The following is a 22391-nucleotide window of genomic DNA, read 5'->3' on the forward strand; positions in this document are numbered from 1 at the left end:
CGGACCTTCCCGCTCACATGCCCGCCGCCCGTCACCGCTGGAGCTTGGCTCAGAAGACGTCCGGGCACCAGGGCCGCCGCGACGTGCGCAGCAGCGTGTCCGCCAGCGCGGCCGCCCCCGGCGCCGCCTCCTCCACCCGGCCGAGCGCCACCAGCCGTACGACCGACTCGTCGCCCAGGCTCAGCGTCCCCAACTCGGCTATGTCCATGACCAGATCGGGCGACTCGGTGGCCGGCGCGCAGGACGCGCCGCCCGGCTCCGCCTCCAGCCGGTAGCGGCCGCCGGCCAGCCCCAGCCCGTCACGCAGCTCAAGCACCAGCCGCCCCGACGCGCCGTACGTCCTCGACTCAAGGAGCCGTACGGGATCGAGCACCCGCACCCACAGCATGTCCGCGTGCGTGATCAGCTGGGCCGCGCGCGGGTCCGGCAGGAGCAGCGGCAGCAGGTCGTCGGGGGCGCGGTAGCCACTGCGGACCGTGGTGATCCAGTCGACCGAACAGAGGTAGTGCCACAGCGCCCGCTCCGCCGCCGGTGTGAGGGCGAGGAAGTCCTTGACGGTGGCGGTGTTCAACGGCTGCTTGTTGTCCCCCCACTTGTCGTCGGCGGTGTAGGTGAGCATCCCCTCGGTCTCACCCGTCGCCGAGCGGTAGAGCACGGAGAACGGCTCGGTGTACGGATACGACTCCTCCCGCACCTGCCCCGTCACCAGATCCCAGCCACGCGTCTGACGGCTCACCACGCCGTGCTGCCGGGCGCGCAGCCGATCGTGCACCTCGGGGCCGGTCTTGCGGATCTCCGTGGTGTCCACGAGCTCGATCCGGCCCCCGTCCTCGGGCCCCGACCAGCGCGGATCGATCCCGGCGCGGCGCACGTCGACGGCCCACTCGGCGGCCCACGTCGCCGGGCCGAAGCCGTACCGGCCGTAGATCGGATACTCGGCGGCGATCAGCGTGGCGACCGCGTCACCCCGCTCCTTCGCCACCGCCAGATCGGCGGTGATCATCCGGCTGAGCAGCCCCCGGCGCCGGTGGGTCGGCGAGACGGTCACCTGGCTCACGGCGTTGGCGGCGAGCGGGGCGCCGCCGACACCGGTCAGCTCCTGGGCGAAGGAGCGGTACGTGGCGACGATACGGCCGCCGTCGAACACGCCGTGGACACGGGAGAGGTCGACGTGCCGCAGCCGGTGGGCCGCCTCCTCGGCCGCAATCACCGGCGGCTTCAGGAAGCCGGTCTTCAGGGCCTTCAACCAGTCGGGGAATTCGGACGCGCTGACCGTACGGACATCGAGGCTCATGACATCCACGCTAGGCGCACGCGTGAACGAGCCGCACCAGGATTTCCACAGCCCCGGTCATATCAACCGAGGGACAAGCGTCGGTCGTTCCCTCACATCAACAGGTCGTCGACCTGCGCCTCGCCTTCGCGGTAGCGGCGGGCGATCTCCGCGCTGCAGTCGTCGGCCGTCCGCTGCAACTGCTGACGGCGCCGCGAGACCTGCTGCTCGTACGCCGCCAGCCGCCCCATCGCCGCCTTCAGCTCCTCGTCCGTACGCGCCCCGAGGTCGGAAAGCTCCACCTCGCCGAGCATCTCGGCGGCCAGCAGGCGGTACTCCTCCCCCCGCGGCGTGGAGACCGTCACATGACGGGCGGAGGTGCGGTGCCGCGAGGGCGAGTCGGCCAGGATCTCCGACAGCCGGCCCACCACCCCCCGGTCCACGACATCCCGGTCCACCACCGGCGTGTCCGAGTCGGACCGGCGCGACAGCTCCGCCCGCAGGATGTCGATCCGCCCCTGGAGCAGCCGCCGTACGTAACTCAGATCGGCCTCGTCGCCCTGCGCGTCACGGCGCAGCGCCCGCAGCTCAGGAAGGCGCAGTTCCGCGATCTCGGGCCGCCGCTGGTCGGGCAGGGCCAGATCGACACTCCGTTGCACGGGCGGACGCATACTGCCGCCGCTCGCACGGGCCCGTGCCGTCGATACCGGACCGGGCGTCTGCCCGGCGCCAGGTGTACTCATCCACATCAGTCCCCTCGACCGGTGCGCAGCCGCACCGCCTGACTGGCATCGTGCCACTCCTCACCGTGCACGTGCAGGCGCTCTGCACCCGTTCGGCCCCCGGATAGGTTGGTGCGTATGCGAGCAGTGGTGCAGAGGGTCGACGGCGCGAGCGTCGTCGTGGCCGGTGAGACGGTCGGCGAGATCGTCGGCGAAGGGCTGTGTGTGCTGGTGGGAGTCACCCACGAGGACACACCGGAGAAGGCGGCGCAGCTGGCCAGAAAGCTGTGGTCCGTCCGCATTCTGGAGGGAGAGAAATCCTGTTCGGACGTGAATGCGCCCTTGCTGGTGATTTCTCAGTTCACCCTCTACGGGGACGCCCGCAAGGGCCGCCGGCCCACGTGGAACGCGGCGGCCCCGGGCGAGGTGGCCGAACCCCTCGTCGACGAGGTGGTGGCGCAGCTGCGGAAGCTCGGCGCGCGCGTGGAAACGGGCCGGTTCGGAGCGGACATGCGCGTCTCGCTCACGAATCACGGCCCGTTCACGGTGATCGTCGAGGTCTGACCCGCCGGCCCCATGGCCGGCCCGGGCCACGACCCCCCTCCGGCCGGGGCTACGGCTCGACGACGACTTCCTGCGCCGCCGCCGTGTCCCCGGCGACCAGCTGAGCATCCAGGGGCACATTGCGCTTCACCATCGCCAGCGCGATCGGCCCCAGCTCGTGGTGGCGGGCCGAGGTGGTGATGAAGCCGAGCTGGCGGCCCTCGGCACCGTCGGCCGCGAGCCGTACGGGCGTGCCGTGGCCCGGCAGGTGCACCTCACTGCCGTCCAGGTGCAGGAAGACCAGCCGGCGCGGCGGCTTCCCCAGGTTGTGGACGCGGGCCACGGTCTCCTGCCCGCGGTAGCAGCCCTTCTGCAGGTGCACCGCGCTGCCGATCCAGCCCAGCTCGTGCGGAATGGTCCGGTGGTCGGTCTCGAAACCGAGCCGCGGGCGGTGCGCCTCGATACGCAGCGCCTCGTACGCCAGGATGCCGACCGCCGGGCCGTGCTCGGCGGCGTACGACTCCAGCTGGGCCCGCGGCAGGAAGAGATCGCGGCCGTGCGCGGTCTCCCGTACGACCACGCCGTCCGGGACCGGGGAGATGGAACCGGCCGGCAGGTGGACCACCGCGAACTCGTCCGTACGGTCGGCGACTTCCACCCGGTAGAAGAACTTCATCGACTCCAGGTAGCCGATGAGCGCCTCCTGAGTACCGGGTTCGACATGAGCCCAGACCGTCTCGCCGTCGTCGACGAGATAGAGGGCGTGCTCGATGTGGCCGTTCGCCGACAGGATCAGCGCCTCGGTGGCTCGGCCGGGCGGCAGCTCGCTGACGTGCTGGGTCAGCAGCAGGTGCAGCCAGCTCAGCCGGTCCTCACCGGAGACGGTGACGACACCGCGGTGCGAGAGATCGACCAGGCCGGTGCCGGCGGCGAGGGTGCGCTGCTCACGGAACAGGTCGCCGTAGTGGGCGGCGACACCTTCGTCGCTTCCCTCGGCGGGGACGGCGCCGGGCAGCGACAGCAGAGGGCTCTTCATACGGGCAAGCCTACGACTCGGCGCTCCGCGCCTTCAGGGAGCAGTCCCGGCACCGCCCGAAGATCGCGAAGTGCTTGAGGTCCGTCTCGAAGCCGAACGTCTCGCGGAGCTTGCCGGTGAACTCGGCGGCGATGTCGACCTCCGCCTCGATCACGTCCGTGCAGTCCCGGCAGACGAGGTGGAGGTGGTGGTGCCGGTCGGCGAGATGGTAGGTCGGAGCGCCGTGCCCGAGATGGGCATGGCTGACCAGACCCAGCTCCTCCAGGAGCTCCAGCGTCCGGTACACCGTCGAGATGTTCACTCCCGACGCGGTCTTGCGCACCTCGACGAGGATGTCGTCGGGGGTCGCGTGCTCCAGGGTGTCCACGGCCTCCAGGACAAGCTGGCGCTGGGGCGTCAGCCGGTAGCCGCGCTGCCGCAGGTCGCTCTTCCAGTCGGTGCTCACCACGCCCTCCAGTGTAGGAGGACGCGGCGAGCCGCCCACAGGAAGAGAACGGCCTATTTGAACCTCTTGAACTACTTGAAGAAGGCGATGCCGTCGTCCGGCAGGTCACCGAGGCTGCGCGCCATGTCGGCGACCTCCTCGGGCGTGACGACCTTCTTCAGGTGCGCCGACATGTACGGCCGCAGCGGGACCTCGGGGGTGGCCTTCTCGCCCACCCACATCAGGTCGCTCTTGACGTAGCCGTAAAGTCGCTTGCCACCGCTGTACGGCCCGGAGGCGGCGGTACGCGCGACGGCGTCCGTCGCCAGGTCGATCTGCGGCTTCTGGTCGGCCAGCTCGCCGTACCAGACCTCGACGATGCCCTGGTCACGGACCATCGTGACCTCGACCTTGCGGTCCTTGTCGATACGCCAGTAGCCGGCCTCGCTCTCCAGCGGGCGGACCTTGTTGCCCTCGGTGTCGAGGACCCAGGAGTGCGAGACGTACTCGAGGAAGTCCCGACCGTCGTGACTGAAGGTGACCGACTGACCGAAGTTGCACTTCTCGGCGCCGGGGAAGTCGGAGACACCCGCTCCCTCCCACGTACCGAGGAGGAACGCGAGGGGGACGAGGTCCGGGTTGAGGTCGGACGGGATCTCGATCATGAGTTCAGCTCTGCCGGTCTCTCTGGGGGATTAGCGCTGGCCCTGGTACAGCTTCTTCACGGCCAGTCCGGTGAAGGCGAGCACGCCGACGCAGACCAGGACCAGGAGAGCTTCGAAGAAAACGATCACGGGTGCTCCTCGAATGAGCGTGAAGGCAGAACGGGCCGGACTCCAGCTTAATGGGCCGGGGTCCGGCGCTCGCTGTGAGGTGTGCGTCAGCCGAGCAGCTGGTTCTGCAGGGCGACGGTCTGCTGGAACGGCACCAGCGGCGCCGTCCCCTTGCGGGACTGGACGATCAGGGCGAGCGTGTCCCCCGCCTGGACGTAGGCCCACCGGGTCTGCTCAGGTCCGTGCGGCGCCTTCTCCGTGAAGGGGTACACCGCCGTGTACGCCACCCGGATCTCCCCGCTCAGGTCACTCTCGATCCGGCCCTCGGACGCGCCGACGAGCGCCGGCCCCGAGTCCGATCCGACCTTGAGGACGTTGTCCTTGAAGCCCTCGGCGTACGCCACCGAGCTGAACCGCACCAGATGGATCCGGGTGGTGGTGCCGTCCGGCATGGTCCAGGCGCGGGCGGCGATACCCCGCGGTGCGGCGTCCGCCAGGGCCTGCTTGAGCGCCGGCACGGCGTCCTTCTCGTAGACGGAGAGGAACTGGTCCACGGTGCCCCAGCCGCCGTTGATCTTCGCGTCGGGCTTCGCGCCGGCCGGCGCCGGCAGCAGCAGCGCGCGCAGGTCGGCGTGGTGGACCTCGCCGGTGTTGCCGGGGGTGAAGGGGCGCGGGGAGCCGGCCGGCAGGGCGGGCCGGGTCAGCTTCGGGTACGCCCAGCGGCCGTCGTCCTCGGTGGCGAGCCCGGGCACGTCGGTACGGTCCAGGGCGGTGATACCGGCGGCCGCTGCCGTGCCGAGCCCGGCACAGACCACCACGGCGGCGGTCCAGCGGGCGACGGCCCGCAGCACGCGCCGGTCGCGCGGCTTCGGCGCCGCGGGGGCGTCAGGGACGTCGGGAGCGCCGGGAGCGGCTTCGGTGACGATCTGGTCGGTCATACGTACTCCCCCGGGGACGCGATGTGGTCGAGCTGCTTCTTCACCAGCTCGGCGACCTCCGCCTTGTCGAACGGCTTGCTGCCGTACGCCGAGACGGTCACCGACAGCTCGGAGTCGTACGCCGAGCAGATCATTCCGTCGAGCCGGTCCCCTGGCTTGGTGCCGTCCTCCTCCTCGACCTGAGGCGCCACGAAGCACGCCGCCTTCGCGTGCCCCTTGACCTTCGGCCCCTTCGGGAACTCCAGCAGCGCGAAAAGGCCGGTGCGGAGCCCGTGCAGGTCGGCGAGATGCTTCTTGTTCTTCATGCGGGTGATCCTGATCTCGACGACGAGGACGTCCGCCTCCCGCTGGGAGACGAAGGAACGCATCGCCATGCCCTGAATGCCCAGCTTGCCGACCTTCTTCTCGAAGTCGCGGCGCTTCTTGCCGGACAGACCCCGGCCGTCCTCCTTGAGAACGGCGACCGCCTGCTTCTCGGTCAGCTCGCTGTCGTTGCCGTAGGAGTCGATGTCCGGCCCGAGGCGGTACCCACGGGGCACGGGCAGCAGCAGCTTGCTCATCGGCGTCGAGGCGCGGCCCTTCTCGACAACGTCGGCCGCCGGGTCCTTCCCGGCCGCGTCGGGCGTGGCCCAGACCGTGGTCGGCGCGGTGCGATCGGCGCCCCGCGCGGTGCTCACCGTGTAGGTGATCCCGCCGCCGACCGCCCCGAGGACGAGTACGGAGGGCAGCGCGGCGGCGAGCAGCCTGCGACGCCGAGCGCCCGCTGACGGCGCGCCTGTCGCCGGGGCCTCGGAAGCCGTGGGCGCCTCGGGAGCCGTAGGCGCCTCGGGGATCGGGTTCCGGTCGTCGCTCACAGGCGCTCCAGCTGTCGTTCGGCCAGCGTCCGGATATCGGCGCCGCTGATCTTCTTGGAGTCGAAGATGTGGATCTCGACCAGGACGTCGCCGCGGTGGACATAGGCCCGGGCCTCGTAGAGGTCCTCGTAGCCGGCCTTCTGCCACACCGGAAGAACGTAGTAGCGGCCGTTTCCGCTGCCCTTGACGGCTTCTCCGTCGCCGCCCGCATCGTCCGCCGCGTCCGCGCGCAGCCCGTCGCCGTGCTCGACCGCGCCGACCGAGTCGCCGGGACGATACTGCGTCAGCGAGATGACGATGCTCCGATCGGCGCCCGTGTCCCAGCTGGTGACGGCAGTCCGGCGGATCCCCAGTTCCAGCTGGTACGCAAGAGCGCCGTTCGGCCGCACGAAATCTTCGGCGTACTCGTCCGCGCCCATCCAGCCCTCGCGCAGCCAGCGCTCCTCGGGCTCACGCGCCCCCGCCGGCCGCGGCAGCAGCAGCTTGCGCAGATCGCCGTCCGTCCTGACCTGGTGGTCGGCCACCACGCCGGGCGGCAGCGGCTTCGCCGGGTACGCCAGCGCGGGCTGGTTCAGCGGCGGCAGCGGCGTCGGCGCCCGGCCCGCCTGGATCGTGTAGCCGACGGCGGTGCCCCCGGTGATGCCCAGGAGCGCCGCGGCGGCGATGAGCAGGGCGGTACGCCCCCTGGGCCGCGTCTTGCCCTGAGCGGGCACTTCGGGTGTTTCTTCGGATTCCAATTGGGTCCCCCCACAAGACCTGAACCGCGGGTTCGTCACCCGCGCACCCAACTGACCTGCGGGAAGCGGCCCCGGTTGTACCGCCTCGTATTACAGTTCGGCATATGGCGAAGAAGCTCGTGATCAAGGTGACCGCCGGGGCCGACGCTCCCGAGCGGTGCTCGCAGGCCTTCACCGTGGCGGCCGTCGCCGTGGCCAGTGGGGTCGAGGTGTCGCTCTGGCTGACCGGGGAGTCCTCGTGGTTCGCGCTGCCCGGGCGGGCCGCCGAGTTCGAGCTGCCGCATGCGGCGCCGCTGCCCGATCTCATCGACGGAATCCAGGCGGGCGGCGGGCGGATCACCGTCTGCACGCAGTGTGCCGCCCGGCGCGGTATCGAGGAGAAGGACCTCATCGAGGGGGCGCGGATCGCCGGGGCGCAGGTGTTCGTCTCCGAGGCGCTCGTGGACGGCGTCCAGGCGCTCGTGTACTAGCTCGTGCCCCAGGGCGAGCGGGGACGGGCTCAAAGCCCGCGGCGCTTCTTCCCGTCCAGTTCGTCCCACCACTCGTCGGACTTCGGGTCGCCCGAGGGGTCGTCCCACCAGCGGTCCTCCGGACCCCGCCGGTTGGCGATCATCGCGGCGACCGGCGGAATGAGCATGGCGACGACGCACATCCCGATCGCGACCGGCATCGACCACAGCCGGACCACGGCCCACGCGCCCACGAAGAGCGCCAGGCAGGCCCCCATCATCACGAAGTAGACGTGACGGCGCCGCGCGTACATACCCTCACGGTACGCCCGCGCGCGCGGGCATGACCGAAGGGCCGCACCTCATGTCCTGGTCGGCGTCCAACCCCCCAGGAGGTGCGGCCCTTCGGCCGGTCCGGTGTGCGGTGTCACACCGCGATGGCGACCTCCGCGAGACCGCCGTGCTGCGCCACGACCGTACGGTCGGCGGTGCCGCCCGGGACGAGGGCGCGCACGGTCCAGGTGCCCTCGGCCGCGTAGAAGCGGAACTGGCCGGTCGCCGAGGTCGGCACCTCGGCGGTGAACTCGCCGGTCGAGTCCAGCAGGCGCACGTAACCGGTGACGGGCTCGCCGTCCTTGGTCACGTAACCCTGGATCGTGGTCTCACCGGGCTTGATCGTCGAGGCGTCGGGGCCGCCGGGCTGCGCTCCACACATGTTTTCTGTCCTTACGGTCGAGGGGTCCGGAGGTCTGACGTCCGGGGTTCTACTTGTTGGCGCCGAGCTCGATCGGCACGCCGACGAGGGAGCCGTACTCGGTCCAGGAGCCGTCGTAGTTCTTGACGTTCTCGACGCCGAGCAGCTCGTGCAGCACGAACCAGGTCAGCGCGGAGCGCTCACCGATACGGCAGTACGCGATGGTGTCCTTCGCCAGGTCGACCTGCTCCTCCTGGTAGAGGGCCTTGAGCTCGTCGTCCGACTTGAAGGTGCCGTCGTCGTTGGCGTTCTTCGACCAGGGGATGTTGCGGGCGCTGGGCACGTGGCCGGGGCGCTGCGACTGCTCCTGCGGGAGGTGGGCCGGGGCGAGCAGCTTGCCGCTGAACTCGTCGGGCGAGCGGACGTCGACCAGGTTCTGGGCGCCGATCGCGGCCACGACGTCGTCGCGGAAGGCGCGGATGGAGGTGTTTTGGGCCTTGGCCTTGTACTCGGTCGCGGGGCGCTGCGGGACCTCGGCGACCAGGTCGCGGGAGTCCAGCTCCCACTTCTTGCGGCCGCCGTCGAGGAGCTTGACGTCCTGGTGGCCGTAGAGCTTGAAGTACCAGTAGGCGTAGGAGGCGAACCAGTTGTTGTTGCCGCCGTAGAGGACCACGGTGGTGTCGTTCGCGATGCCCTTCGCCGAGAGGAGCTTCTCGAAGCCCTCCTGGTCGATGAAGTCGCGGCGGACCGGGTCCTGGAGGTCCTTGGTCCAGTCGATCCGGATGGCGTTGCGGATGTGGTTCTTCTCGTAGGCCGAGGTGTCCTCGTCGACCTCGACGATCGCGACCTGCGGGTTGTCGAGGTTGGCCTCGACCCAGTCGGCGTCTACCAGGACGTCGCTGCGAGCCATGCTGTTTCTCCTCCGGGGCAGTGTGCGGCGGGGTGGTGCGGGGTGTTTCGGGTACGCGTCATCGGCGGGCGTACGGCTACACGGGGTGGCCCCGACGAAGTCGAAGGGCCTGAGGAATACGGGACGTGAGCGTCCCGCTCAGACGGAGCGACAGAGCATGGCGGCGACGCGGCACAGGTCTACTGCCCGCCGCTTCGTGAGATCCGCCTGTCGCTTCATGCGTCCGATCGTAGGGACGGACGGGCGGCCATGTCACCGGTGTGTCGTATTTTGAGACGCGATCGTCCGCGATGTGGGATGTGATCGCGGGAGCAGGGGGTCACGGCGGGGGCGCGGGACGGGTGTCGGGCGCCGCTATCTGCGGAGCGGACAACGGTGTCTCAGTATGTGGCGGGAGCGGTGACAGGACCGCTCGTGGACGGCGGCAGGACCGCCTCCGGGCGGGGTCGGGCCGCCTCCGGACCGCCGCCGCGCCAGGGTTCAGCCCGCCAGGACGACGTTCTTGCCGGTGACCGTTATCGCCACGCCGTCCTCGCGCGCCTCGACCTTCGACAGCTTCATGCCCTGCGGCAGGTCGCCTATCTGCCGGTCGAAGTCGGTGCGCTTGCGGATGAGGTCTTCGAGCCCGGGGATGCCCTCGCCGGGCACCTCGTCGGCCCTGACCCGGATCGTGTTCCCCTCCGCCAGCGTCACCGTGGAGACCACGCTCCGCGAGAGGGTGCGCCCGAAGATCTGGAAACCGCCGGTGACCTTGACCTTGCCGTTGCCGCCGTACGAGACGGTGACGTCGTTACGGGCGGCCCGGGTGAGGTCCTCGTACGAGATCAGCGCGGTGCCGGAGGCGGTGGCGGCGGTCGCGCCGGAGTAGTCGTCGTCGACCTTGACGTCCTGGAAGGCGGCCGTCATCTCGCTGATCGTGATGCGACGGCTGCCGGCGCTCGCCTCGACGCCGGTGAGGGTGACGTCGACCTCGTCGAAGCGCTTGTCCGCGGCCTGGGTGAGGAAGGGGAAGCCCTTGATGGAGACGTCGGTCGAGGCCGCCCGCGCGGCCCCCACCTTGATGCGGTCGGCGGCCTCGGACTCCGCGTAGGTCACCGCTATTCGGTCCACGGCGACGAAGACGCCGCCGAGGATCACGGCGACGATCAGCAGTATGCGCAGTGCTCGCATGGCCTGTAAGTCCCCCGCCCCGGTCCGGCCCTCGGCGTCCGGCCCTCGTCCAACATGATCGACGAGCCGGAGGGCCGGATGGTTCCCCCGGGACCCGTCGGCGCAGGTCAGGGCCGGGGACGGGGCGCGGGTCAGGCCAGGGCGCGGCCCAGCAGGTAGACGGCGGGAGCGGCCGCGGCGAGCGGCAGGGCCACACCGGCGGTCATGTGCACGAACCGCGACGGGTAGTCGTAGCTCGCCGCCCGCAGCCCGACCAGCGCGCACACGCCGGTCCCGAGGCCGAGCAGCGCGCCCGAGGAGCCCAGGTCGGTGAGGCCGCCGGCCGCGATCCCGGCGCCGGTGGCGGCCAGCAGGGACGCCACGACGGACACGGCGCCCGGCAGCGGCAGGGCGCGGGCCAGGGTGGCGACGGCGACGGCGACCCCGCCGACGACGACGGCGTCCGGATCGGCGCCGAGGTGCCCGGCCGCGACGATGGTCAGCGCCGCCGAGGCGACGGTGGCCATCAGCCCGTACATCCGCTCGTCGGCGGCCGCCCGGCTGCGCAGCTGGAGGACGAGGGTGAGCAGCACCCACACACCGAGGGTGCCGATGATGGCGGCGGGCGCGTTCTCCCGGCCGGCGGCGAGGAGGGCGATGTCGGCCGTGACGCCGCCGAGGAAGGCGAGCGCGATGCCCTGGCGGGCCGGCCACATGCCGTTGAGCCGGAACCATCCGGCGGCGGTGACGGCCTGGAGCAGGACGAGCGGGACGAGCAGCCCGTACGGGCCGAGGCCCGCGCCGATCGCGAGCAGCACGCCGAGGACGGCGGTGAGGGCAGCGGGCTGCATCCCGGGCTCGATGATCGGGGACCGGCCCTCGGCACGCGCGCGTTGCGCGTCGGTGATCCGGGCGTTGCCCATGGTCGTGGGCGCGCTGTAGGAGGGGCCGTCACCGGCCGGGGGCTCGTACGCGGCGGGCTGCTCCGCGGGCGCGCGGTGCGGCGCCTCGTGCGTCTGATACGTGCCGTAGGACTGAGCCGCGGCCTGCGGCATCGGCTGCGGCTGGGCGTGCCGCGGCTCGTAGGCGGCGGGGCCGGGCACCTCCGGCGGCAGCGGATGCGCGGTCTGCGGGGCCGGGGCCTGGGGCGGCAGGTAGGCCGTGTCCGCGGCGGCGGCCGGGCGGACGGCGGGCTGGTACTGCGTGTCCCACGTCTGGCCCTCCCACGTCTGGGTGACGTTGGGGTCCTGGTACCCGTACTGCTGCTGGCCGTACTGCTGCTCTCCGTACGGGTCCTGCGGTTGGGGCTCGGGGTACGGATACTGCTGATCGCTGCTCATGACGTGCGGTTCACCCTCCTGCGAACGGCGGGAGCACCTCGACCGTGCCGCCCTCGGCAAGGCGTACGGTCTCATGCCCGCGGGTGCCGACGGGGTCACCGTCGACCAGGAACGAACACCGTCGCAGCACCTGGACGAGCTCGCCCGGATGGTTCGCGCGGGCGGCGTCCAACGCCTCCGCCAGGGTCTCCGCCGCGTACGGCTCCTCGGCGACACCGGCGGCGGACTTGGCCGCGGCCCAGTAGCGGATGGTCCCCGCTGCCATAGCGGCGCTCCCTTCGTTCGTGTGCGCGCCGCCTCCATTCTGGGCTATGCGCGCGTGAGCCAGTCCGCGAGCCGCGCGAGCAGGGCGTCGTCGGCGGCGTTCTCGGCGTGGCCCATGCCGTGCTCCAGCCACAGCTCGGCGTCGCCGGCCGCGGCCAGCATCCGGGGATGGTCCACCGGGAAGTACGGGTCACGGTCACCGTGCACGATCAGCAGCGGCGTCGGGGCGATCAAGGGCACGGCCTCGACCGGCGACAGCGGGACGGGGTCCCAGTCCCTCGGATCGATACGGGTACCGAGGCCGTACCGCCCCACGAGCCGCCCGGCGGGCCGGGTCACCACCCAGTGCAGGCGGCGCATCGGCGCCGTACCCCGGTAGAACCAGCGGGCGGGCGCGCTGACGGCGGCCACCGCGTCCGTGTGTGTGGCGATGTGCGTGCCGGCGCCGCGGGCTCCCGGAACGTGTGCTTCCGTGCGCCCCGTGTGCTCCCGGTGGAGCGCGGCGTGCCGCAGGACCACCGAGCCGCCCATGGAGAAGCCCACCGTCACCACGCGCGCGTGGCCGAGTTCACGCGCCCAGGCGACGGCCGCCGCGAGATCCAGGACCTCCCGGTCGCCGACCGTCGAGCGTCCGCCCGAGCCGCCGTGCCCCCGGAAGGAGAAGGTGACGACGGCCGCCCGCCGGGCGAACGCGCGCGCCGCCCGCCGGACCGCGGGCCGGTCGACCGACCCCGTGAAGCCATGCGCGGCGACCACGGCGGTGGCCGCCGTTCCCCGCTCCGACGGCTCGTACACAGCCTCGATCGGGACACCGTCGAATGTCGTCAAGATTGCGCGGCGAAGGCCGGACGTGAGCGAGAAAACATCCACCATGTGAAATCAGCCCTCTGCCTCGGAACCCCTGTGGGCTATTCTGCTGGCAGAGGATCCGGGCAGCGCAGCCCCCGGGTCCTTTTGTGTTTGCCGACCGTTGTTACGACCAGGTGAACAAAGGCTCACACTGGACTTCTCAGGGCGCGGGAGTCCGGAGCGTGGGAATACGTACGAAGCACCGCCACGTCCTCGCAGGGACCGAGGAGGAACCGACGTTATGGGCGAGCGAACCGTGCACGACCGAGAGACGACCACCCGGGCAGGTGGGTCGCGATGAGCTCTCTGCTGCTCCTGACCAATGCCCTCCAGCCGTCGACAGAGGTGCTTCCCGCCCTCGGACTGCTGCTGCACAACGTGCGGGTGGCCCCCGCCGAGGGGCCGGCCCTTGTCGACACCCCCGGTGCCGACGTCATCCTCGTCGACGGCCGCCGCGACCTTCCGCAGGTCCGGTCGCTGTGCCAGCTGCTGCGCTCCACCGGCCCCGGCTGTCCGCTGATCCTCGTGGTCACCGAGGGCGGCCTGGCCGCCGTCACCGCCGACTGGGGCATCGACGACGTCCTGCTCGACACGGCCGGTCCGGCCGAGGTCGAGGCCCGGCTGCGGCTCGCCACGGGCCGCCAGCAGATCGTCTCCGACGACTCCCCGATGGAGATCCGCAACGGCGACCTGTCGGTGGACGAGGCGACCTACAGCGCGAAACTGAAGGGCCGGGTCCTCGACCTGACCTTCAAGGAGTTCGAGCTGCTGAAGTACCTCGCCCAGCACCCCGGCCGGGTCTTCACCCGCGCCCAGCTCCTCCAGGAGGTCTGGGGGTACGACTACTTCGGTGGCACCCGGACGGTGGACGTCCACGTACGGCGGCTGCGGGCCAAGCTCGGCCCCGAGCACGAGTCGCTGATCGGAACGGTCCGCAACGTCGGCTACCGCTTCGTCACCCCGGAGAAGGTGGAGCGGGCGGCCGAAGAGGCCCGGGTCAAGGAGGCGAGCGGCGCCGCCACTCCTTCGGACGACAGGATCACGCTGGAGGAAGCAGCGGTACGACCTGCCAAGAGGTAGGTCACCCCGCGTAGACTGCCGCGCGTGGCCAAGGTGACGCGGGACGATGTGGCACGACTGGCGGGTACTTCGACCGCGGTCGTCAGCTACGTCATCAACAACGGACCCCGGCCGGTCGCCCCGGCCACGCGCGAGCGTGTCCTCGCCGCGATCAAGGAACTGGGGTACCGGCCCGACCGGGTCGCCCAGGCGATGGCGTCGCGGCGCACGGACCTCATAGGCATGATCGTTCCGGACGCGCGCCAGCCCTTCTTCGCGGAAATGGCCCACGCGGTCGAACAGGCCGCGGCCGAGCGCGGAAAAATGGTCCTCGTCGGAAATTCGGACTATCGCGACGAACGCGAGGTCCACTATCTGCGTGCCTTCCTCGGTATGCGGGTCTCCGGACTGATCCTGGTCAGCCAGGGCCCCAGCGAGCGGGCCGCGCAGGAGATCGAGGCGTGGGACGCACGCGTCGTGCTGCTGCACGAACGCCCCGAGGCGATCGACGACGTCGCCGTCGTCACGGACGACATCGGCGGCGCGCAGCTCGCCACCCGCCATCTGCTGGAGCACGGGCACGCGTACGTGGCCTGTCTCGGCGGTGTCGAGTCGACCCCGGCGGTCGGCGACCCGGTCGCCGACCACGTCGAGGGCTGGCGCCGCGCGATGGTGGAGTCCGGCCGCCAGGTGGACGGCCGCCTGTTCAAGGCCCCGTACAACCGCTACGACGCCTACCTCGTCGCCCTGAAGATCCTCTCGGCGCCGGACCGGCCCACAGCGATCTTCTGCGCGACCGACGACCAGGCGATCGGCGTACTGCGGGCCGCCCGCGAGCTGCGGATCGACGTACCGACCGAGCTGGCCGTGGCCGGCTTCGACGACGTCAAGGAAGCGGGCCTGACCGATCCGCCACTGACCACAGTGGCTTCCGACCGCCCGGCGATGGCCCGGGCGGCGGTCGATCTGGTCCTCGACGACGGCCTGCGGGTCACCGGCTCCCGCCGCGAGCGGGTCAAGCAGTTCCCCTCGGCGCTGGTGGTCCGGCGCAGCTGCGGCTGCAACTGACGGCAGTCCCCCGGCCGCCTCCACCGCTCGCGGAGCGAGGGCGGCGGCCCGTCCTTACATCGGGCATACGAGCTTCTGTCGGGCTTCTCAGGGCGTCCTCAGACGTTTCTCATGGACGCCGCCGAGAGTCGTATCCATGACGGACCACTACCGCCACGGCGGACCCGAGGGCCAGGAACCCATCCAGCAGCCGGTCGGCGGCGCCTACCCGCCCCCGCCGCCGTACGCCCCGGCGCCCCCGCACGCGCCCGCCGGGCCCGCGCACGCCGCGCCGGCGCGGGCCCGGCGGCCCGTGGCGCTGCTCGTCGCCGTCGCGCTCGCCGCCGCCGCGATCGGCGGCGGGGCCGCCACCGCCGTGCAGCAGCTCACCAACGGACAGGGCACCTCCTCGGCCGGGGTCAGCGGCACCGGGATCGCCCAGTCCAGCAAGGGCACCGTCGCCGGGGTCGCGCAGGCCGTGGCGCCCAGCATCGTCGAGATCAGCGCCACGGGGAGCGGCGGCAAGTCCACCGGCTCCGGCGTGATCATCACCGGGGACGGTGAGATCGTCACCAACAACCACGTCATAGCGGGCGCGAGCTCCGTGAAGGTGCGGCTCAGCGACGGGACGACGTACGACGCCAAGGTCGTCGGCACCGACCCCGGCAAGGACCTCGCCCTGATCAAGCTGAACGGCGCCAAGGGCCTGAAGGCGGCCACCCTCGGCGACTCCTCGAAGGTCCGGGTCGGCGACCAGGTCGTCGCGATCGGCTCCCCCGAGGGCCTCACCGGCACGGTCACCAGCGGGATCGTCTCCGCGCTCGACCGCGATGTCACCGTCTCCAAGGACGAGGGCGGACCGCGGCAGGACCCGCGTCAGGGCTGGCCCTTCGAATTCGGCGGCCAGCAGTTCAACGGCGACACCGGCGACTCCAAGACGACGTACAAGGCCCTGCAGACCGACGCCTCGCTCAACCCGGGCAACTCCGGCGGCGCGCTCATCAACATGAACGGCGAGATCATCGGCATCAACTCCGCGATGTACTCGCCCAGTTCCTCCGGCGGCTCCAACGCCGGCAGCGTCGGCCTCGGCTTCGCCATCCCCGTCGACACCGTCAAGGCGGACCTGGCCGGCCTCCGCTCCGGCGGCGACCGCTGACCCCGTGCGAGGCTGAGGACATGAACGAAGGCGACCGCATCCTCATCGTCGACGACGAACCCGCCGTCCGCGAGGCGCTCCGGCGCAGCCTCGCCTTCGAGGGGTACGGGACCGAGGTCGCCGTGGACGGCCTCGACGCGCTCGCCAAGGCCGAGGCGTACGCGCCCGACCTCATCGTCCTCGACATCCAGATGCCCACGATGGACGGGCTGACCGCCGCCCGCCGCATCCGGGCCGGCGGATCGCACGTGCCGATCCTGATGCTCACCGCCCGCGACACCGTCGGCGACCGCGTCACCGGCCTGGACGCGGGCGCCGACGACTACCTCGTGAAGCCCTTCGAACTGGACGAGCTGTTCGCCCGGATCAGGGCCCTGCTGCGGCGCAGCTCGTACGCGCAGCGGCCCGGCCCGCGCGACGAGGAGCACGTGCTGTCCTTCGCCGATCTGCGCATGGACCCGGCGACCCGCGAGGTGACCCGGGCGGGGCGGCGGGTGGAGCTGACCCGGACCGAGTTCACGCTCCTGGAACTGTTCCTCGCCCACCCCCGGCAGGTGCTCACCCGGGAGCAGATCCTCAAGGCGGTGTGGGGCTTCGACTTCGAGCCGAGCTCCAACTCGCTGGACGTGTATGTCATGTACCTGCGGCGCAAGACGGAGGCGGGCGGCGAGCCGCGGCTCGTGCACACCGTGCGCGGCGTCGGCTACGTGCTCCGTACCGGCGCCTCCGGCGGTGAGGGGTGATCCGTCGCTTCCGGGCGCTACCGCTGCGCTCGCGGCTCGCCCTGCTGACGGCGACGGCGGTCGCCGTGGCGGTGGCCGCGGTGGCGGTGGTCTGCTGGTTCGTGACGCGCGCCCAGCTCCACGACGAGCTGGACACCTCCCTGCGCAACACCAGTGCGCCGACCGGGACGATCCGCGACGCCCGCGTCGCGTGCGGTTCGACGGCGGCCCCGCCCCCGGGGCAGCGGACGTTCGCGTACATCCAGATCGTGCTGCCGGACGGGCAGCGCTGCACGCCCCCGTACTACCAGCCGGTGAAGGTGACCACCGCGGACGTACGGGTCGCGAACGGGCTGGTCGACGAGGCGCTGCACACCAGCACCACCGACGACGGCACGGAGGTGCGGGTGCACACCGCCCGCCAGCAGGTCGGCGTCGAGCGCTTCACCGTCTCCGTCTCGCGGCCGCTCACCGAGATCGACTCCACCCTCAACCAGCTCGCCCTGCTGCTGAGCCTGCTCGCCGGGGTCGGGGTCGTCGGCGCCGGGGCCGCCGGGCTGTGGGTGGCGCGGGCCGGGCTCAAGCCCGTCGACCGGCTGACCGGCGCGGTCGAGCACGTGGCCCGTACGGAGGATCTGACCGTGCGCATCCCGGTCGAGGGCGAAGACGAGATCGCCCGGCTCTCCCGGTCCTTCAACGCGATGACCGCCGCGCTCGCCACCTCCCGGGACCGGCAGGCCCAGCTGATCGCGGACGCCGGGCACGAGCTGCGCACCCCGCTGACCTCCCTGCGGACCAACATCGAGCTGCTGGCCCGCAGCGAGGAGACCGGGCGGGCGATCCCGCCGGACGACCGTCGGGCCCTGATGGCGTCGGTGAAGGCGCAGATGACCGAGCTGGCCGCGCTCATCGGCGACCTGCAGGAGCTGTCCCGGCCGGACGCCGCCCACCAGGGGCCGCTGGAGGTCGTCGCCCTGCACGACATCGTCGACGCGGCCCTGGAGCGGGCGCGGCTGCGCGGCCCCGAGCTGACCTTCACGGCCGAGCTGCGGCCCTGGTACGTACGGGCCGAGCCGGCCGCTCTGGAACGGGCGCTGGTGAACGTGCTGGACAACGCGGTGAAGTTCTCGCCGCCGGGCGGCAGGGTCGAGGTGGCGCTGGCCGGTGGCGAGCTGTCCGTACGCGACCACGGGCCCGGCATCCCCGCCGACGAGCTGCCGCACGTCTTCGAGCGCTTCTGGCGCTCCCCCTCGGCCCGTTCGCTGCCCGGCTCGGGCCTCGGTCTGTCGATCGTGGCCCGTACGGTCCAGCAGACGGGGGGCACGGTGGCCCTCTCCGCGGCCGAGGGCGGCGGCACGCGCGCGGTGGTGCGGCTGCCGGGCGCGCCGACACCACCGCCCGCGGGTCCGTCAGGCGGGGTTGTGCCGCAGCAGTGAGGCGACGAGGCCGGAGCGGGTGTCGGGGAAGTCCATGGGGACGATGCCGAGCCCGGTCCGGCCGGCCATCTCGCCGCCGTCGACGAAGCCGTGGACCTGGGGGTTGAGGCGGTCGGAGTTCCAGCGCGGCGGGAGATAGGCGGAGGTGCTGGTGTAGTTCACGTAGAGCTTGCCGGGCTGCTGGACGGCCTTGCGGAAGTGGTTCTCGATCCGGCCGCGTTTGGCGAACGGCTCGGCCATGTAGTCGTCCTGGACGTCGAAGACGGAACCGTCGCCGTACCGCAGGCCGGGCAGGCCGCCGTTGTCGGCGAGGAGCACCACCTTCCCGCGTGCCGCGCCGAGGCTGCCGGGGAGGGTGTCGGAGATGCGGAAGAGCGGCCGCCAGCCTCGGTTGTCGAGGTAGTCGTCGAAGATCGCGCGGAAGGTCTGGTCGCTGTCGGTGGAGTACTCCTGCTTGACCCGCATCAGCACGGTCTCGGAGGGGTGGGCGGCGAGGAAGTTCGCACAGGCGACGAGGACGTCCCCGAACATCATGTGCTGGTAGGCGGCGCCGTGGTGGATGGCGAAGGATCCCCCGGTCACCCGGCAGCGCACGTCGAGGAAGCGGATGCCGGCGTCGAGCTGCTGAGGGATGGTCAGGTTCTGGCAGGCCGCCCAGAGGCCGCCGTGGCGGGCGCCGGAGTCGTGCGTGCCGGGGATGGTGAGTTCCTGGAGGCGGGTGGTGTCCTTCTGGCCGGCCATCCAGTCCTGGGTGCCGAGGGCGCGTGCGGTGGGGGCGGCGCCGAGGAGTACGGCCCCGGACGCGGCGAGGGCGCCCGCGAGGAAGCGTCTGCGATCCATGCGCGGATTGTGACGCGTGCACGACAACTCCGGAAGGGTCCGGGCAGCGCGAAGGGTCGATCGCTCCGGGCAGCACGGAAGGGCCCGGGCAGCGCGAAGGGGACGGCGGACGAGCCGCCGTCCCCTTCGGGCCGGACATCTGCCGGGAGTTTCTCCTACTTCACGACCGTGATCCGGCCGCTCGCCGGCGGCGCCAGCGGCGCGCTCGGGGTGGAGTGCGCGGCCAGGTAGGCGTTGAAGACGTCCAGGTCCGAGGCGCCGACCAGCTTGTTGGTGCCGGTGCCCAGCGCCGGGAAGCCGTCGCCGCCACCCGCGAGGAACTCGTTCATCGCGACGCGGTAGGTCTTCGACGGGTCGATCGCGACGCCGTTCAGCTTGATCGAGTCGGTGACCACACGGTCCGCGCCGGTCTTCGTCAGGTCGAGGGTGTAGGTGAGGCCCTTCGACACCTGCAGGATCCGGATCGACGCCTCGTTGGCTCCGCTGACCTGCTGCTTCAGCGCGGCGATGACCTGCGAGCCGGGGAGGTCGACGATGTTCATCATGTTGGTGAACGGCTGGACCGTGAAGGCCTCGCCGTACGTCACGATGCCGTCGACGGCCTCGTCACCGGACTTGAGGTACGCCAGGTCCGAGCGGATGCCGCCGGGGTTCATGAACGCGATCTGCGCGCCGCCCTTGTCGGCCGGGGCGAGCGCCTCCAGCTGGGCGTCCGCGATCAGGCTGCCGAGCGGCTTCTCGTACGCCGTCGAGCCGCGGCCGTCGATGTTCGCGGAGATGTAGCCCTGGGGCTGGTTGGCGATCGGGGCCGCCAGCGTCTTCCACTTGTCGATCAGCAGCGGCATGTCCGGGGCGAACTTCTCGACCTTCGCCGGGTCGCGGGTGACCACGTGGTTCATCGACCGGACGCTCGTACGGACGATGTCCTTGGTCTTGCGGTCGTAGGTGAGCGTGGTGTCCGTGTACAGGCGGCCGATGGAGGCGGCGGAGGTGACCGTACGCGGCTTGCCCGACGGGTCCGGGATGCTGCACGCGTACGCCTGGTGCGTGTGCCCGGTGACGAAGGCGTCGACCTGCGGGGTGACCTTCTTGGCGATGTCCACGATCGGGCCGGAGATGCCGTCGCCCGGGCCGGGGCTGTCGCAGTCGTAGTTGTACGCGGGCGAGGCCGGCGCGCCGCCCTCGTGGACCAGCGCCACGATCGACTTCACGCCCTGCTTCTCGAGCACCTTGGCGTACTTGTTGATCGTCTTGACCTCGTCGCCGAACTTGAGGCCCTTGACGCCCTCGGCGGTGACGACGTCCGGGGTGCCCTCCAGGGTCACACCGATGAAGCCGATCTTGACGCCCTTGTGGTTCCACACCCAGTACGGGCGCAGCAGCGGGCGGCCGGTCTTCTCGACCGTCACGTTGGCGGCGAGGTAGGGGAAGGCGGCGCCGGAGAAGATCTTCTCCTCGCCGTTCTCGTCCTTCTCGTAGCAGCCGTCCTTCGGGTGGCAGCCGCCGTACTGCATACGCTGCAGCTCGGCGCGGCCCTCGTCGAACTCGTGGTTGCCGACGCTCGTCACATCGAGCTTCAGCTTGTTCATCGCCTCGATGGACGGCTCGTCGTGGAAGAGACCGGACAGCAGCGGGCTGCCGCCGATCATGTCGCCCGCGGCGGCCGTGATCGAGTACTCGTTGCCCTGCCGGGCCTCCCGCAGGTGCGCGGCCAGGTTGGCGATACCACCGGCCGGGACGGGCTTGACCGTGCCGTCGGGCTGCCGCTCCTGCACGTTGCCCGAGGAGCCCTGGGGCTCCTCCAGGGTGCCGTGCAGGTCGTTGAAGGAGAGCAGCTGGACGTCGACCGTCCGCCCCTTCGAGGCTTGCTGACCGCGACCGCGGTCGTCGGCACCGGCGTTCGGTATCGCGGCGACCAGGGCGCCGACGGTGGTCAGCCCGGCGGCTGCGGCGAGCAGGCGCCGAATGGCCCGGCTCCTCTGCGGTGTCGCTGACATCTGTCCCCTCGTGAGTTCAGCGTGAGTCTTGTGTGGCCAGCGCAGCCTAGAGTCAACGCGCGTAGCGCAACAGGGGGGTGCGGGTTACGAGCTGGTTGCCATTGAAGTGGGCCCGGTCGGCCTCGGGCCGGCGGCCCGCCGCCGTACGCTCGTACGTATGACGACTGACGCACCAGCAGCCCTTGAGCCAGGACGGCAGATCCGCACCCTCGACGAGCTGACCCCCGAGCAGATCGAGCAGGTCAACACCCTCCTCGCGGCCGCGGCCCGGGCCGACGGCATGGAGCCGGTCTCCGAGCAGGGCCGGCTGTACATGCGGGGCGGCCGGCGCGAGGGCGTGCGGCACTTCCTGCTGACCGTCGGCTTCGAACTCCTCGGTTACGCACAGCTGGAGGAGACCGACCCGGTGGAGGCGCCGGCGGCCGAGCTGGTCGTCCATCCGGCACACCGGGGCCGCGGCCACGGCCGGGCGCTCGGCTCCGCTCTCCTCGGCGCCTCGGGCAAGCGGCTGCGGGTGTGGGCGCACGGAGGGAAGTCGGCGGCCCGCCATCTCGCCCAGGTGCTCGGGCTCACCCTCTTCCGTGAACTGCGCCAGCTGCGCCGCCCGTTGAGCCCACTGGACATTCCGGAGCCAGTGATTCCGGATGGCATCGCGATCCGTACGTTCGTTCCCGGCCAGGACGACGAGGCCTGGCTCGCGGTCAACGCGGAGGCCTTCGCCCACCACCCCGAGCAGGGCTCGCTGACCCAGCGCGACCTGGACGACCGCAAGGCCGAGCCGTGGTTCGACCCGAAGGGCTTCTTCCTCGCCGTCCGGGAGTCGGACGGGAAGATCGTCGGCTTCCACTGGACGAAGGTGCACGCCGAGAAGCAGCTCGGCGAGGTGTACGTGATCGGGATCCTGCCGGAGGCGCAGGGCGGGGGTCTCGGCAAGGCGCTCACGGCGATCGGGCTGCGCCATCTGGCGGCGCAGGGGATGCCGACGGCGATGCTGTACGTGGACGCGGACAACGCGGCCGCGCTGGCGGTCTACGAACGGCTGGGGTTCGTGACCCACGAGGTGGACCTGATGTACCGCACGGAGTCCTGACCCGGCCCACGAACAGGACTTGAACGAGGGGGCGGTTGACACCGCCCCCTCTTTTGCACCACCCTTTCACTACTCAATTAGTGAAA

Annotated in this window: 26 protein-coding genes; 8 read left to right on the top strand and 18 right to left on the bottom strand. The window is 71.3% G+C overall.

Translation table 11 applies throughout. The features are described 5' to 3' along the window. Positions 1 to 49: 49 nt before the first annotated feature. Positions 50 to 1294 carry a GNAT family N-acetyltransferase gene (locus IEZ01_RS27760; RefSeq protein WP_189204368.1) on the bottom strand — a complete coding sequence of 415 codons (1245 nt, stop codon included), beginning with the start codon at positions 1292 to 1294 and terminating at the stop codon, positions 50 to 52. Positions 1295 to 1386: 92 nt separating this feature from the next. After that, positions 1387 to 2016 carry an RsiG family protein gene (locus IEZ01_RS27765; RefSeq protein WP_028797697.1) on the bottom strand — a complete coding sequence of 210 codons (630 nt, stop codon included), beginning with the start codon at positions 2014 to 2016 and terminating at the stop codon, positions 1387 to 1389. Positions 2017 to 2133: 117 nt separating this feature from the next. On the opposite strand from IEZ01_RS27765, the gene dtd reads away from it, so the two are divergent. Further along, positions 2134 to 2559: a D-aminoacyl-tRNA deacylase gene (dtd, locus tag IEZ01_RS27770; protein ID WP_028797698.1), complete on the top strand. Its 426-nt coding sequence runs from the start codon at positions 2134 to 2136 to the stop codon at positions 2557 to 2559. Between the two features lie 49 nt (positions 2560 to 2608). Here dtd and ygfZ read toward each other — a convergent pair whose 3' ends face one another. The 6 genes from ygfZ to IEZ01_RS27800 form a co-directional block, all read right to left on the bottom strand. Further along, positions 2609 to 3574, bottom strand: a complete 966-nt coding sequence (gene ygfZ, locus IEZ01_RS27775; RefSeq protein WP_019887502.1) for a CAF17-like 4Fe-4S cluster assembly/insertion protein YgfZ — start codon at positions 3572 to 3574, stop codon at positions 2609 to 2611. A 10-nt stretch (positions 3575 to 3584) separates the two neighbouring features. Beyond that, the gene (locus IEZ01_RS27780; RefSeq protein ID WP_028797699.1) at positions 3585 to 4022 is read right to left on the bottom strand and encodes a Fur family transcriptional regulator; all 438 of its coding nucleotides are present in this window, start codon (positions 4020 to 4022) and stop codon (positions 3585 to 3587) included. Positions 4023 to 4090: 68 nt separating this feature from the next. After that, positions 4091 to 4663, bottom strand: a complete 573-nt coding sequence (locus IEZ01_RS27785) for a heme-binding beta-barrel domain-containing protein (RefSeq protein WP_019887504.1) — start codon at positions 4661 to 4663, stop codon at positions 4091 to 4093. A 215-nt stretch (positions 4664 to 4878) separates the two neighbouring features. Beyond that, positions 4879 to 5709 (bottom strand): hypothetical protein, encoded by an 831-nt coding sequence (locus tag IEZ01_RS27790; RefSeq protein ID WP_189204370.1) that lies wholly within the window; start codon positions 5707 to 5709, stop codon positions 4879 to 4881. After that, complete coding sequence (locus tag IEZ01_RS27795; RefSeq protein ID WP_019887507.1) at positions 5706 to 6563, bottom strand: hypothetical protein; 858 nt, start codon at positions 6561 to 6563, stop codon at positions 5706 to 5708. Before IEZ01_RS27795 ends, IEZ01_RS27790 begins: the two co-directional genes overlap by 4 nt. Next, on the bottom strand, positions 6560 to 7276 hold the full coding sequence (locus IEZ01_RS27800) for a hypothetical protein (protein ID WP_019887508.1): 717 nt from the start codon (positions 7274 to 7276) through the stop codon (positions 6560 to 6562). Before IEZ01_RS27800 ends, IEZ01_RS27795 begins: the two co-directional genes overlap by 4 nt. A 128-nt stretch (positions 7277 to 7404) precedes the next feature. Between IEZ01_RS27800 and IEZ01_RS27805 the strand changes: the two genes are divergently transcribed. Next, positions 7405 to 7770 carry a DsrE family protein gene (locus IEZ01_RS27805; protein WP_019887509.1) on the top strand — a complete coding sequence of 122 codons (366 nt, stop codon included), beginning with the start codon at positions 7405 to 7407 and terminating at the stop codon, positions 7768 to 7770. Positions 7771 to 7799: 29 nt separating this feature from the next. On the opposite strand, the gene IEZ01_RS27810 is transcribed toward IEZ01_RS27805, so the two are convergent. The 8 genes from IEZ01_RS27810 to IEZ01_RS27840 all read right to left on the bottom strand — a co-directional run bounded on the left by IEZ01_RS27810 (position 7800) and on the right by IEZ01_RS27840 (position 12934). Further along, positions 7800 to 8063, bottom strand: a complete 264-nt coding sequence (locus IEZ01_RS27810; protein WP_019887510.1) for a DUF3099 domain-containing protein — start codon at positions 8061 to 8063, stop codon at positions 7800 to 7802. Between the two features lie 113 nt (positions 8064 to 8176). Next, positions 8177 to 8464: a DUF1416 domain-containing protein gene (locus IEZ01_RS27815; RefSeq protein ID WP_019887511.1), complete on the bottom strand. Its 288-nt coding sequence runs from the start codon at positions 8462 to 8464 to the stop codon at positions 8177 to 8179. A 49-nt stretch (positions 8465 to 8513) separates the two neighbouring features. Continuing rightward, positions 8514 to 9353, bottom strand: coding sequence for a sulfurtransferase (locus IEZ01_RS27820; protein ID WP_019887513.1), 840 nt, complete (start codon positions 9351 to 9353; stop codon positions 8514 to 8516). A gap of 138 nt (positions 9354 to 9491) precedes the next feature. Next, positions 9492 to 9572: a putative leader peptide gene (locus IEZ01_RS36105; RefSeq protein WP_350497993.1), complete on the bottom strand. Its 81-nt coding sequence runs from the start codon at positions 9570 to 9572 to the stop codon at positions 9492 to 9494. A gap of 261 nt (positions 9573 to 9833) precedes the next feature. After that, the gene (locus IEZ01_RS27825) at positions 9834 to 10523 is read right to left on the bottom strand and encodes an LmeA family phospholipid-binding protein (RefSeq protein WP_019887515.1); all 690 of its coding nucleotides are present in this window, start codon (positions 10521 to 10523) and stop codon (positions 9834 to 9836) included. A gap of 131 nt (positions 10524 to 10654) precedes the next feature. Continuing rightward, positions 10655 to 11842 (bottom strand): hypothetical protein, encoded by a 1188-nt coding sequence (locus IEZ01_RS27830; protein ID WP_019887516.1) that lies wholly within the window; start codon positions 11840 to 11842, stop codon positions 10655 to 10657. Between the two features lie 10 nt (positions 11843 to 11852). Beyond that, entirely contained in the window at positions 11853 to 12107 is a 255-nt protein-coding gene (locus IEZ01_RS27835) for a MoaD/ThiS family protein (protein WP_019887518.1), read from the bottom strand. Between the two features lie 44 nt (positions 12108 to 12151). Next, entirely contained in the window at positions 12152 to 12934 is a 783-nt protein-coding gene (locus IEZ01_RS27840) for an alpha/beta fold hydrolase (protein WP_028797700.1), read from the bottom strand. Positions 12935 to 13252: 318 nt separating this feature from the next. Between IEZ01_RS27840 and IEZ01_RS27845 the strand changes: the two genes are divergently transcribed. The 5 genes from IEZ01_RS27845 (at position 13253) to IEZ01_RS27865 (ending at position 18378) form a co-directional block, all read left to right on the top strand. Further along, positions 13253 to 14035 (top strand): winged helix-turn-helix transcriptional regulator, encoded by a 783-nt coding sequence (locus tag IEZ01_RS27845; protein ID WP_019887520.1) that lies wholly within the window; start codon positions 13253 to 13255, stop codon positions 14033 to 14035. Between the two features lie 24 nt (positions 14036 to 14059). Then, positions 14060 to 15082, top strand: a complete 1023-nt coding sequence (locus IEZ01_RS27850; protein WP_019887521.1) for a LacI family DNA-binding transcriptional regulator — start codon at positions 14060 to 14062, stop codon at positions 15080 to 15082. A gap of 136 nt (positions 15083 to 15218) precedes the next feature. Beyond that, entirely contained in the window at positions 15219 to 16220 is a 1002-nt protein-coding gene (locus tag IEZ01_RS27855; RefSeq protein ID WP_189204374.1) for a S1C family serine protease, read from the top strand. Positions 16221 to 16240: 20 nt separating this feature from the next. Continuing rightward, positions 16241 to 16963 carry a response regulator transcription factor gene (locus tag IEZ01_RS27860; protein ID WP_019887523.1) on the top strand — a complete coding sequence of 241 codons (723 nt, stop codon included), beginning with the start codon at positions 16241 to 16243 and terminating at the stop codon, positions 16961 to 16963. Then, positions 16960 to 18378, top strand: coding sequence for a sensor histidine kinase (locus tag IEZ01_RS27865; protein WP_189204376.1), 1419 nt, complete (start codon positions 16960 to 16962; stop codon positions 18376 to 18378). Before IEZ01_RS27860 ends, IEZ01_RS27865 begins: the two co-directional genes overlap by 4 nt. Here IEZ01_RS27865 and IEZ01_RS27870 read toward each other — a convergent pair. Beyond that, entirely contained in the window at positions 18352 to 19218 is an 867-nt protein-coding gene (locus tag IEZ01_RS27870; RefSeq protein ID WP_019887525.1) for a phosphatidylinositol-specific phospholipase C, read from the bottom strand. The genes IEZ01_RS27865 and IEZ01_RS27870 overlap by 27 nt on opposite strands. 155 nt (positions 19219 to 19373) lie before the next feature. Beyond that, the gene (locus tag IEZ01_RS27875; RefSeq protein WP_019887526.1) at positions 19374 to 21215 is read right to left on the bottom strand and encodes a bifunctional metallophosphatase/5'-nucleotidase; all 1842 of its coding nucleotides are present in this window, start codon (positions 21213 to 21215) and stop codon (positions 19374 to 19376) included. Positions 21216 to 21372: 157 nt separating this feature from the next. Between IEZ01_RS27875 and mshD the strand changes: the two genes are divergently transcribed. Next, on the top strand, positions 21373 to 22305 hold the full coding sequence (gene mshD, locus IEZ01_RS27880) for a mycothiol synthase (protein ID WP_028797703.1): 933 nt from the start codon (positions 21373 to 21375) through the stop codon (positions 22303 to 22305). Positions 22306 to 22391 lie beyond the last annotated feature (86 nt).

The sequence above is a fragment of the Streptomyces purpureus genome, from assembly GCF_014648195.1.
Taxonomy (GTDB): Bacteria; Actinomycetota; Actinomycetes; order Streptomycetales; family Streptomycetaceae; genus Streptomyces; species Streptomyces purpureus.